Origin of the sequence: Streptomyces sp. ID05-39B (assembly GCF_033794725.1) — a bacterium.
Taxonomy (GTDB): domain Bacteria; phylum Actinomycetota; class Actinomycetes; order Streptomycetales; family Streptomycetaceae; genus Streptomyces; species Streptomyces bobili.
Genome location: NZ_JARGEF010000245.1, coordinates 1 through 12,173 on the forward strand (window position 1 = coordinate 1; position 12,173 = coordinate 12,173).

General features: G+C 72.5%; 8 protein-coding genes and 1 pseudogene. 3 read left to right on the plus strand and 6 right to left on the minus strand.

From position 1 onward, the window contains the following. The first annotated feature begins 125 nt into the window (after positions 1 to 125). From P1P75_RS34105 to P1P75_RS34115, 3 genes are all read left to right on the plus strand, one after another. Entirely contained in the window at positions 126 to 2,702 is a 2,577-nt protein-coding gene (locus P1P75_RS34105) for an MFS transporter (protein WP_319262847.1), read from the plus strand. A gap of 72 nt (positions 2,703 to 2,774) precedes the next feature. Then, positions 2,775 to 3,596, plus strand: coding sequence for a YceI family protein (locus P1P75_RS34110; protein ID WP_319262849.1), 822 nt, complete (start codon positions 2,775 to 2,777; stop codon positions 3,594 to 3,596). Positions 3,597 to 3,655: 59 nt separating this feature from the next. Beyond that, positions 3,656 to 4,126 (plus strand): PPOX class F420-dependent oxidoreductase, encoded by a 471-nt coding sequence (locus tag P1P75_RS34115; protein WP_319262851.1) that lies wholly within the window; start codon positions 3,656 to 3,658, stop codon positions 4,124 to 4,126. Between the two features lie 323 nt (positions 4,127 to 4,449). Here the strand turns inward: P1P75_RS34115 and P1P75_RS34120 are convergent. The 6 genes and pseudogenes from P1P75_RS34120 to P1P75_RS34145 all read right to left on the minus strand — a co-directional run. Beyond that, positions 4,450 to 4,909 (minus strand): annotated as a pseudogene (locus P1P75_RS34120) (TetR/AcrR family transcriptional regulator C-terminal domain-containing protein); the annotation flags it as partial. A gap of 236 nt (positions 4,910 to 5,145) precedes the next feature. Next, positions 5,146 to 7,401: a glycosyltransferase family 39 protein gene (locus P1P75_RS34125; protein ID WP_319262852.1), complete on the minus strand. Its 2,256-nt coding sequence runs from the start codon at positions 7,399 to 7,401 to the stop codon at positions 5,146 to 5,148. Further along, entirely contained in the window at positions 7,398 to 8,768 is a 1,371-nt protein-coding gene (locus P1P75_RS34130) for a bifunctional glycosyltransferase family 2/GtrA family protein (protein ID WP_319262854.1), read from the minus strand. The genes P1P75_RS34125 and P1P75_RS34130 overlap by 4 nt, the downstream gene beginning before the upstream one ends. 14 nt (positions 8,769 to 8,782) lie before the next feature. Then, the gene (locus tag P1P75_RS34135) at positions 8,783 to 10,390 is read right to left on the minus strand and encodes a HAMP domain-containing sensor histidine kinase (RefSeq protein WP_319262855.1); all 1,608 of its coding nucleotides are present in this window, start codon (positions 10,388 to 10,390) and stop codon (positions 8,783 to 8,785) included. Further along, positions 10,387 to 11,127 carry a response regulator transcription factor gene (locus tag P1P75_RS34140; protein WP_319262857.1) on the minus strand — a complete coding sequence of 247 codons (741 nt, stop codon included), beginning with the start codon at positions 11,125 to 11,127 and terminating at the stop codon, positions 10,387 to 10,389. Before P1P75_RS34140 ends, P1P75_RS34135 begins: the two co-directional genes overlap by 4 nt. 292 nt (positions 11,128 to 11,419) lie before the next feature. Then, positions 11,420 to 12,173, minus strand: a 754-nt coding sequence (locus P1P75_RS34145) for a DUF2797 domain-containing protein (RefSeq protein ID WP_319262859.1), incomplete at its 5' end; no start/stop codon positions are given.

Consider the following 12,173-nt stretch of genomic DNA (forward strand, 5'->3'; position numbering starts at 1 on the left):
CCACCGGCCCCCGCCTCCTCCCGCTCTCCTTCCCGCTCACGTTCCCGTGAGCGAACCCCCACGTGGACCGTCACGTGAACAGACCACCCGTACACCCGCACAAGCGACGTAGGAGAAGGAAGCCCATGGCAACGACCACACCAGCCGGTGTGCGGGCTCACGCGAGGCACGGCGGAGGGTCCGCCGACGACGCTCCGATGACCCACCGACAGATCATGGAGGCCCTCTCCGGGCTGCTCCTCGGCATGTTCGTGGCGATCCTGTCGTCCACGATCGTCTCGAACGCCCTCCCGGAGATCATCGGCGACCTCGGCGGCGGCCAGTCCGCCTACACCTGGGTCGTCACCGCCACCCTGCTGGCGATGACCGCGACGACCCCCCTGTGGGGCAAGCTCGCGGACCTGTACGACAAGAAGGCCCTCGTCCAGATAGCGCTCGTCATCTACGTGCTCGGATCCGCCGCCGCCGGTCTCTCGCAGAACTCCGGCATGCTGATCGCCTGCCGTGTCGTCCAGGGCGTCGGCGTGGGCGGCCTCTCGGCCCTCGCGCAGATCGTCATGGCGGCGATGATCTCCCCGCGTGAGCGCGGCCGTTACTCCGGCTACCTCGGCGCGACCTTCGCCGTCGCCACCGTCGGCGGTCCGCTGCTCGGCGGTGTCATCACCGACACCAGCTGGCTGGGCTGGCGCTGGTGCTTCTACGTCGGCGTGCCCTTCGCCGTGATCGCGCTGATCGTGCTCCAGAAGACCCTGCACCTGCCCGTCGTGAAGCGGGACGTCAAGGTCGACTGGGCCGGCGCGTTCTTCATCTCGGCCGCGGTCTCGCTGCTGCTGGTCTGGGTCACCTTCGCCGGTGACAAGTACGAGTGGCTGTCCTGGCAGACGTACGCGATGGTCGCGGGGTCGGTCGCGCTCGGGCTGGTCTTCGTCCTCGTCGAGTCGAGGGCGAGCGAGCCGATCATCCCGCTGCGCCTCTTCCGCAACCGCACCATCACGCTGTCCTCCGCGGCCTCGCTCTTCGTCGGCGTCGCGATGTTCTCCGGCACGGTCTTCTTCGCCCAGTACTTCCAGCTGGCCCGCGACGAGTCTCCGACCATGTCCGGCGTGCTGACGATCCCGATGATCGCCGGCCTGTTCGTCTCCTCCACCGTGTCCGGGCAGCTCATCACCCGCACCGGCAGGTGGAAGGCCTGGCTGGTCGGCGGCGGTGTGCTCATCACTGCGGGCCTCGGCCTGCTGGGCACGATCCGCTACGACACCCCGTACTGGAAGACGGCCGTCTTCATGGCCCTGCTGGGCCTCGGCATCGGCATGATGATGCAGAACCTGGTGCTGTCCACGCAGAACCAGGTCGCCCCGGGCGATCTCGGCGCGGCCAGCTCCACGGTCACCTTCTTCCGCTCCCTCGGCGGTGCGATGGGCGTCTCCGCGCTCGGTGCCGTCATGGCCCACCGCATCGGCGACTACGCCGAGGACGGCATCGCGGGCCTGGGCCCCGACTACGCCTCCGTCGCGGGCGGTTCCGGCTCGGGGGACGCCATCCCCGACATGGACAAGCTGCCGCTGCCGCTGCGCACGGTCATGGAGAGCGCGTACGGCCACGGCATCGCGGACGTCTTCCTGATCGCCGCCGCCATGGCCCTGCTGGCCTTCCTCATCACCCTGTTCATCAAGGAGGTCCCGTTGAGGACCAGGGGCGCGCTGGCGCAGACGGCCTCCGGCGACACTCCCTCCGAGACTCCGGCAGGGGCAGGGGCAGGGGCTGAGACCGGATCTGTGTCTGTGACCGGGTCCGGGTCCGGGTCCGGGGCGCAGGCTGCCGTCGCCGACAAGGTCCTCGCGGCTGTCGGTTCCGCCGTCGAGGCCGGTCCCGAGGGCACGCAGCGGCTCGCGGGCGTGGCGACCGCGGACCAGACCGCCGACGCCCCCGCGGGCTCCTCCGGCGGCATCCCGGTCCGCGGCCACGTCCGCGGCGCCGAGAGCGCGCCCGTCCCGCAGGCCGCCGTCACGCTGATCTCCCTCGCGGGCCGGCAGCTGGGCCGCTCGGTCGCGCAGGCCGACGGCTCCTACGGACTGGACGCGCCGGGCACAGGGTCGTACGTCCTGATCGCCTCCGCCGACGGGTTCCAGCCGCAGGCGTCCACGGTCGTCGTCAGCGGCGAGCCGGTCGCTTACGACATCCTGCTCAGCGGGACCAGCGGGCTCGGCGGTGTCGTGCGGACCGCCGAGTCGGGTCGGCCCGTCAAGGACGCCATGGTCGTCGTCACCGATGTGCGCGGCGATCTGCTGGCCACCGGCACCACCGGTGAGCAGGGCGAGTTCGCCTTCGCCGAGCTGGTGCCCGGTGCCGTGACCGTCGCCGTGAACGCCGCCGGGTTCCGGCCGCGTGCCCTGCCCGTCGAGGTGGGCGTGAGCGGAGTGACCCGCGTGGAGTTGGTCCTCGACGCGGGGGCACAGATCCAGGGCGTCGTCCGGGCGCCGCACGGTCCGCTGGCCGACGCGCGCGTCACGCTCGTCGACGCCGCGGGCAACGTGGTCGGCTCCGCCACCACCGGGGTGGACGGGGCGTACGCCTTCACCGACCTCGACGGCGGCGACTACACGGTCATCGCGACCGGCTACCCGCCGGTGGCCACCGCCCTGACCGTCTCCGGCACGGGTGTGGACGGCCACGACATCGCACTCGCCCACCCCGGCGAGTAGCACGACACGCCACCGGCCCGTGGCGGGGTTCGCCCCCCGCCACGGGCCGCTCTCTTCGAGGAGTTACGTGAGATGGGACTGACCGCGAGGATCCGCACCCGGGACGGATGGGCCGTGTCGCACGCGGTCGTCACGATGACGGACATGGCGGGCAGGCAGGTGCTGCGCGCCGAGGCCGACGCGGAGGGTGCCGTACGCGACGCGACCGCGCTGACCCCGGGGGCGTACACCGTGATCGTCACCGCCGTCGGATACGCGCCGGCCGCCGCGAGCTCGCTCGTCACCGCGAGCGGGCGGGCCGAGGTCGGCACGGTCACGCTGGCCCGGCAGGGCGGCGCCGAACTGCCGCCGCCCGGACCGTGGACCGTCGACCCGGCGCACTCCACCGTCGGCGCGGTCGCCCAGCACCTGGGCATCTCCAGCGTGCGCGGCCGGTTCACCGAGTTCGCAGCGTCCGTCGAGATCGCCCCGGACGACGTCACCAAGTCCCGGGTGGAGGCGGTGATCCGGGCCGCGTCCATCGACACCGGCAACGGCATGCGCGACGCCCACCTGCGTTCGGCGGACTTCCTGGACGTCGAGGCCCACCCCGAGATCACCTACCGCTCGACCGGCGTGAGCGCCGCGGGCACCGACCGGTGGACGGTCCACGGCGACCTGTCCCTGCGCGGGATCGTCCGGCCCGTCGACCTGGACCTCGCCTGCCTCGGCACCGGCGCCGACCCGTGGGGCGGCACCCGCGCCGCCTTCCGCGCGACGGCCGACCTGCGCCGCGAGGACTTCGCCCTCACCTACAACCAGGTCGTCCAGGCGGGCATCGCCGCCATCGGTACGACGCTCAGGGTCGAGCTGGACATCCAGGCCGTGCAGGGTGAGTCACTGCCGCAGGCGTAGGACCGGCGGGGTCGGCCGCGACGCACGCGCACGCGTCACCCCGCGCCTACGCTGGCGCCATGGCACCGAACATCGCGACCAACACGTCCGTCTCCCTCGACGAGCTGCTGGACTTCGTCCGTCCCCGGCACCGCGCGATCCTCCTCACCCGGCGCGCCGACGGCGACCCCCAGGCCTCACCGCTCACCTGCGGCGTCGACGACTCGGGCCGGATCGTCATGTCGACCTACCCGGAGCGGGCCAAGACGCGCAACGCCAAGCGGGACGAGCGGGTCAGCCTGCTCGTCCTGAGCGACGAGTGGGACGGCCCCTGGGTCCAGGTCGACGGCACGGCCGAGGTCATCGACTCCCCCGACTCCGTCGAGGCGCTGGTCGAGTACTACCGCAACATCGCCGGCGAGCACCCGGACTGGGACGAATACCGTGCGGCGATGATCAAACAGGGCAAGTCGATCATCCGCGTCACCCCGCGACGGTGGGGTCCGGTGGCCACCGGGGGCTTCCCGGCGCGGCTCGCTCCCCGGGACTGATCGAATCGAGGGGGCCGTTCGCGGATTCCCGGCGTGTGGCTCGCGGCGGCGGGACCGGCCGCCGCCCCGCTCCCGCCGTCGGACGGAGCCCTGCACGGCGCCCCGAAGCCCGCGAACGGCACGAGGGGCGCCGTGGGAAGGGGCCGGTGGCCAAGGGGGCTTCGCGCGCGGACCGCTTGGCAGGAGTGGCCGCGGGGCCGGCTGCGCCGGAGGGGGCCGCAGGACCCGCTCCCTCGGAGAAGGCCGCAGGGCCGGCTCCCCCGGAGAGGGCCACAGGACCCGCTCCCCCGGAGAAGGCCGCAGGGCCGGCTCCGCCCGAGGGATCAGCCCCGATCCGCCATCGCCTCGATGCCCGCGACCAGCAGGGTCCAGGGCGAAGGTGACGTCGCGGTCCAGCATCTCCGCGACCGTGTCGCCGCCGCGCGCCGCCATGAGGTTCCTGCACTCCTCGACGGCCTCGGCGGTCTCCGGTACCTCGGTCACCTTGCTCGTGGAGTGCTGGACGTACTCGTCCGGGGTCATGCCCGCATCCGCGACCCGGCCGAAGAAGTGGCCCTCGATGGTGCCGTAGCCGTACACGAACTGGAAGACCGCGGCGATCGCGCCCGTGACGCGGTGGTCGGGCAGGCCGGTGCGGCGGACCACCCGCTGGATCGTGCGGGAGAGGACCAGCGAGTTCGGCCCGATGTTGAGGTACCGCCCCGCAAGCGGCGACAGCCACGGGTGACGGACGAGCAGCGCACGGTACGACGCCGCCGACGCCCGCAGCCGCTCGCGCCATTCCGCCTGCGCCGTGTCCGCCTGCGCCGTGTCCGGGTCGGGCAGCGCAGTTCGCCGGGCCCGCTGCGAACGAGTCGACCACCCGGCCGCGTTGGGCCCCCCAGCCCGTCGCCGCCGGCCGCGCCTTCGACCACTGGGACTCCGCCGCGAACCGCGAGGTGAGCACCGCCCCGAGTACGGCCACGCACAGCCGAAGGGCGGTGACCGTGGTCACCGCCCTCCCCCTCGACTCCGGGACGTCAGCCCTCCGTCTCCTGGGTCAGGTCGTAGAAGGTCGCCGAACCGACCGTGACCTGCTCGAAGTTCGCCTCGATCCACTCGGTGATCTGCGCCGAGGTGCCGTCGGCGCTGCCGCCCATCGCGCCACCGCCGCCGCCCGATCCGCCGCTGATGAAGTAGTGGATCCTGCCGTCGGCGACGTACTGCTTGAACTGCGCGAGCGTCGGGGAGGGGTCGGTGCCGTTGAAGCCGCCGATCGCCATCACCGGTTCGCCGGTGGCCAGTTGGTAGCTCGCGGCGTTCTGGGAGCCGATGGCCGCACCGGCCCAGGTGTAGTTCTCGGAGTCGGTGCCGAGCAGCTTCCTGGCCTCGTCGGTGACGGTGGCGCCGTTGATCAGGCCGCCCGCCCCGCCTCCGCCGCCCATCCGGCCACCGTCGCCGTTCGTCTGCCCACCGGGAGCGGTCTGGCCCTGGCCGGGCGTGCCGCCCGGAAGGCCGCCGCCGTTCTGCCGGCCCTGACCCTGCTGACCCTGCTGGCCCTGCTGGCCCTGCTGGCCGGGCATGCCGCCGCCGAAACCGCCGCCACCGCCGCCGGGACCACCCCGGCCGCCGCCCATCATGGACGCGCCCGCCGGGCCCGCCGTCGGGATGGAGCCGGTGTGCGCGGAGTTCACGGTACTCAGCGTGTACGCCGTCGGTCCGCCCAGCGCCGCGAGAACGCTCACGGCCGCCGCCGCGAGGGCGAGCCGGCGGGGCAGCCGGCCCGCGAAGACCAGGCCGAGCGCACCGGCCAGGCCGCCGACCAGCACCAGCCACTTCAGCCAGGGCAGGTGGTCCGGGGTGCGATTGAGCAGGACGTATCCCCAGGCCGCGGCTGCCACGGAGGCGGCGGCGAGGGTGAGCGAGGCCCAGATCTCGGACCGCTTCTCCCACAGGACGCCGGTGCCCATGCCGATCACGGCGGCCATGTAGGGGGCCAGCGCGATCGTGTAGTACTGGTGGAAGATGCCGGCCATGAAGCTGAAGACCACCGTGGTGATCAGCAGCGAGCCGCCCCAGACCAGGAACGCGCCGCGGGTCACCGAGGTCCGCTTCCGCCTCCGGGTGGCCACCAGGCCGGCGACCAGCAGGATCAGCGCGGCCGGCAGCAGCCAGGAGATCTGGGCGCCGATCTCGGAGTTGAACATCCGGTCCCAGCCGGTCTCGCCCCACCGGCCGGTGCCGCCACCGCCGCCACCGCCGACGCTTCCGGTCTCTTCGCCGTTGAGGCGGCCCAGCCCGTTGTAGCCGAAGGTCAGTTCCAGGAACGAGTTGTTCTGCGAGCCGCCGATGTACGGGCGGGAGGCGGCGGGCCACAGCTCGACGATCGCGACCCACCAGCCGCCGGAGACGACCAGCGCGGCCGTCGCCAGGGCCAGCTGCGAGAAACGCTTCCTCAGCGGGACCGGCGCGCAGACGGCGTACACGATCGCCAGCGGCGGGAGGATCAGGAAGGCCTGGAGGGTCTTGGCGAGGAACGCGACACCGATCGCGACACCGGCCCACACCAGCCACTTCGTGCGGCCGTCCTCCAGTGCGCGCACCACCAGGTAGCAGGCCACGGCCATCAGCAGGGCCAGCATGGCGTCCGGGTTGTTGAACCGGAACATCAGCGCGGCGACCGGGGTGAGGGCGAGCACCGCGCCCGCGATCAGGCCGGACGCGGGGCTGAAGCGGCGGCGCACGGAGGCGTACACGACGGCGACCGAGCCGACGCCCATCAGCACCTCGGGGACGAGGATCGCCCACGAGTTCAGGCCGAAGATCTTCACGGACAGCGCCATCGGCCACAGCGCGGCCGGGGGCTTGTCGACGGTGATGGCGTTGGCCGAGTCCAGCGAGCCGAAGAAGAAGGCCTTCCAGCTCTGGCTGCCTGCCTGTACGGCCGCGGAGTAGAAGGAGTTCGCGTAGCCGGAGGCGCTCAGGTCGTAGAGGTACAGGACGCAGGTGGCGAGCAGCAGTCCGAGGAAGGCCGGGCGGGCCCAGCGGGGGTCCTCGGGCCGGCCGCGCCAGACCCTGGCGGCGAGGGGCCGCTCGGGCTCGCCGGGACCGGGGGCGGGGGCGGGAGCGTCCGGTTCCCGGTGCGGTACGGAAGGTGCCGTCTCCGGCTCGCTCCGCGCGGCCGTATCAGCTGTACCGGCGGTACCGGGGGTATCAGCGGTACCGGCCCTATCAGTGGTACCCGCCGTATCAGCGGTACCGGCCGATCGAGCCGTGTCGTCGAGGTGGGTGGTCACCGGGCGTCCCCCTGGTCGGTGTCGTGGGGGCGCACCGGCTGCAGCCCGATGGTGGCGTCGCTCCACTCCCGGCTTCGCTCGAGCGGGGGCGGCCCCGCGTGCGGGGTGGCCTCGGGCTCCTCGTCGCCCCGTCGGTCCGGGAACACCCAGGCGCGGAAGAGGAGGAAGCGCAGGACCGTCGCCGCGAGGTTGGCGGCGATGAGGACGGCCAGTTCGGTGGCGTGCGCCGGGTCCGAGGCCGCCGCGTCGAGCGCGAGGAGCGAACCGCTGGTCAGCGCCAGGCCGATGCCGAAGACGACCAGGCCCTGCGCCTGGTGGCGGACGGCGCCGGCACTGCCGCGCACTCCGAAGGTGAGCCGGCGGTTGGCGGCCGTGTTGGCGACCGCGGAGACGAGCAGCGCGAGCGCGTTGGCCGTCTGGGAGCCGGAAAACTGCCGGAAACCGCTGTAGAGCAGCAGGTAGAAGAGGGTGGACAGGCCACCGACGACACAGAAACCGACGAGCTGACGGGCCAGGCCCTTGGGTACGTCCATGATCTCGCGGTCGCGCGGATCGTCGCCGAACGGCCTGGTCAGCCGGTCCAGGGGAAGCGAACCGGTGGCCAGCGCCCGGCCCACGCGCCATACCCCTTTCAGGTCGTCGGTCGCCGTCTTCACGATGTGCACCGTGGAGTCCGGGTCGTCGACCCAGTCGACCGGCACCTCGTGGATACGGAGGCCGGCTCGTTCGGCGAGCACCAGCATCTCAGTGTCGAAGAACCAGCCGGTGTCTTCCACCAGCGGGAGCAGAAGTTGCGCCACATCGCGGCGGATCGCCTTGAAGCCGCACTGGGCGTCCGAGAAGCGGGCCTGGAGCGAGCCACGCAGGATCAGGTTGTAGGAACGGGAGATGAACTCCCGCTTGGCCCCTCGCACCACCCGCGAGCTGCGGGCCAGCCGGGAGCCGATCGCCAGGTCGGAGTGGCCCGAGATCAGCGGCGCCACCAGCGGCAGCAGCGCGTTGAGGTCGGTGGACAGATCGACGTCCATGTAGGCGAGGATCGGGGCCTCCGAGGCCGACCAGACGGTCCGCAGCGCCCGGCCGCGGCCCTTCTGCTCCAGCCGGAAGGACCTCACCTGCGGGACCCGCGTCTCCAGCAGCCGCGCCACGTCCGGGGTGCTGTCCGTCGACGCGTTGTCCGCGATGGTGATGCGGAACGGGTAGGGGAAGGTCCGCGTCAGGTGGTCGTGCAGTCTGCGGACGCAGGGCTGGAGGTCCTTCTCCTCGTTGTAGACGGGGATCACTACATCCAGGACAGGCGTACCGGCGGTGTCGACCGGGAGGTGCTCCCGCGTCGGCAAGGTGCCGGGAGAAGAGTCGGTTCGCATGACCTCGACTTTCGTCAGGCGCCCTGTCGCACCCATGTGCCGGCCCTGTGCTGGCCCTGTGAGTCCCGTTGCCGGTTCGTTTCGGGCGCGGGCGCGGACCGGGGCGGGGCGAGGGCGGGCAGGTGCACGGTGAAGACGGTCCGTCCGGGCACGCTGTCGACGGTCACGGCACCGCCGTGCGCGGTGGCGACGGCCTCCACGATGGCGAGGCCCAGGCCGGTCGAGCCGGTGGCACGCGAGCGCGCGGAGTCGCCGCGGGCGAACCGTTCGAAGACGCGCGGGAGCAGGGCCTGCGGGATGCCCTGGCCGTTGTCCTGGACGTCCACGCACAGCCACGGGCCGCGCCGCTGCACGCGCGCGGTGACGGTCGTGCCCGGCGGTGTGTGGGTGCGGGCGTTGGCGAGCAGGTTGACGAGGACCTGTTGCAGCCGCGCCGGGTCGGCGGACACGAGGGCGGCTTCCTCAGGGAGTTCGAGGCGCCATACGTGGTCGGGTCCGGCGGCGCGGGCGTCGCTGAGGGTGTCGATGACGAGGGGGACGAGGTCGGTCTGCTCGAACTGGAGCGGGCGGCCCGCGTCGAGGCGGGCGAGCAGCAGCAGGTCCTCCACGAGGAAGGTCATCCGGCCTGCCTCGGACTCGATACGGCCCAGCGCGTGCCGCGTGTCGGGTCCGACCTGTTCGCGTCCGCGGCGGGTGAGTTCGGCGTACCCCTTGATGGAGGCCAGGGGGGTTCTGAGTTCGTGGCTGGCGTCCGCGACGAACTGGCGGACCCGCATCTCGCTCTCCTGGCGGGCGTGCAGGGCGCCGTGGACGTGGTTCAGCATCCGGTTGAGCGCGGCGCCGACCTGGCCGACCTCGGTGTGCGGGTCGGTCTCGGACTCGGGGACCCGCTCGGAGAGGTTGACCTCGCCGGTGTGCAGGGGGAGTTCGGAGACCCGGGTGGCGGTGGCGGCGACCTTGCGGAGGGGGCGGGTGGCGAGGCCGACGAGCACGTAGCCGGCGATGACGGCGGCGCCGAGACCGGCGGCGGTGACGCTGATCTCCACGACGATGAGCGTGTTGACGGTGTTGTCGACCGCGGCGGTCGGCAGGGCCACGTAGTAGCCGGTGCCGTCGTCGCCGTGCGCGTAGGCCACGAGGTAGTCACCGAGGCCGGCAATGGTCACGGTGTGCGTGCCGGTCGTGGACACACCCTCGAACGCGGCTCGCTGGGACGCGGTCAGCGGCGTGGCCTTCATCTGCTGGCGGATACCGTCGGTCACCTGCCGGACGGCGACGGAGGCCTTGACGATCGTGCCGTCGGCGGCGACCTCCGCGGCCACGGTCCTCTCCTGAGTCGGACCGTTGGTGACGAAGCCGTCGACCCGGTCCTCCACCAGGGCGTTCTTCTCACCGTCCCTGCCGAACGGGGGTCCCGACAGCCGCTTGCCCGCGTCGACGACCTGATCGCCCAGCTGCTCGTACAGATGCGACCGCAGGGCCAGCGTCGTCACCGTGCCGATCACCGCGCAGATCACCGCGATCAGCACCACCGAGGCGACGACGAGCCGGGTCCGCAGGGTGCGGGGCTTGCGGGGCTTGCCTGCTCGCTTCAGCGCACGCGGCCGTCGTCGCCCGCTCATGACGCGGCGGGCTTGATCAGGTAACCGGCGCCGCGCCGCGTGTGGATCATCGGCTCGCGTCCCGCGTCGATCTTGCGGCGCAGGTACGAGATGTACAGCTCGACCACGTTGGCCTGGCCGCCGAAGTCGTAGGACCACACGCGGTCGAGGATCTGGGCCTTGCTGAGCACCCGCCGCGGGTTGCGCATGAGGAAGCGCAGCAGCTCGAACTCGGTGGCGGTGAGGTGGATGTCGTCGCCGCTCCGCGACACCTCGTGGCTGTCCTCGTCGAGGGTGAGGTCGCCGACGACGAGCACCGACTCGGAGCGGCGGTCGGCGGCGCCGGAGCGTCGGATCAGCCCGCGCAGCCGGGCCACGACCTCTTCGAGGGAGAACGGCTTGGTGACGTAGTCGTCGCCGCCCGCGGTGAGGCCGGCGATACGGTCCTCGACGGCGTCCTTGGCGGTGAGGAACAGGACGGGAACGTCCGGCAACTCCCGGCGCAGCCGGCCGAGGACGGTCAGCCCGTCCATGTCCGGCAGCATCATGTCGAGCACGACGGCGTCGGGCCGGAAGTCGCGGGCGGTCTGGACGGCGCCCGTGCCGTCGCCGGCACTGCGGATCTGCCATCCCTCGTAGCGCAGGGCCATGGACAGCAGCTCGGTGATCGACAACTCGTCGTCCACCACCAGCACGCGGACCGGGCTCCCGTCCGGCCTCAGCAGTTCGGTGCGCCCCTGGGGCGAGGTCGTGGTCATGCAGGACACCATGTCGGGGTCCTCTGAGAGCATGCTTTCCCCTGTCTGTGATTTCCCTGAGAAACGCACAGCGGGCTCTCAGGAAAGCGGGGTGCGGGCGGCGCCGGAGCGGCCCGTCCGTCCGCGTATGCCCCGTTTCCGCGGCCGTAGGAGGCCGGCGGAGTGCCTGACTCCGCGGTGGAAAACCCGGAGTATTCCTGGGAGTTGCCTGAGCGAGCCGGACGCTGCCGGAGGCACCGCACCCCGCTCGTGAGAGACGGTTGCGGTTCAACTCGTCCGGGCGCGGGTCGTCTCAGAACAGCTCGTCCTGGAGGTGTCCGGCCGGTCTGCTGAACTCCCTGACCGGCACGGTCACTTCATCGGCACCCCCGGCCGGGACCAGCTCCCAGCCCCGCATGAGCCGGGTGTCCAGGACGACGGCCCCGGCCGCCGTCGCCAGATGCAGATCCGGTCCCGCGGCGGCGACCAGCTCCCCGCCCACCGCGCCCCCGGCGACCAGCTCGCTCACCGAGCCGACGGCGGCCGGGGCCCCCGCCAGGCCGAAGACCTCCATGTGGTCGACGGCCAGGAAGGGCTCCCGCGCCAACGACTCCGGCCAGTCGGCCAGTCCGGACGCCCTGGCATGCAACTCCCGGATCTCCAGCGCCCGGTCCGCCTCGGTCACCGGCAACTCGGCGCGGACGGCGCGCTTCTCGGCGTACGGGACACGGTCCGGGACGCGCAGGGCGGCGCGCAGCATCTCCTCGGTGCGCCGGGCGGCCATCAGGGGACCGGTGCCGAGCCAGCTGAAGGAGACGGCACCCTGCTCCAGCAGCCGCGCCGGCCCCCGCCCGACGGCGGTGATCCCGACCTTGACCAGACCCGGTCCGAACCAGGCCAGGTACACGCGGTACGGCCGCGGATCGTCGGCGACACCGTCCGCGGCGACGGAATGCGCCCGGTCCAGCCGTCCGCACTCCTCGCAGCGCGCCCCCGTGCTCCGCGCCGGCACGGCCGCCCGCACCGGGCAGGCATGCCCCCGCGCCCCCGAACAGGCCCGCACACCC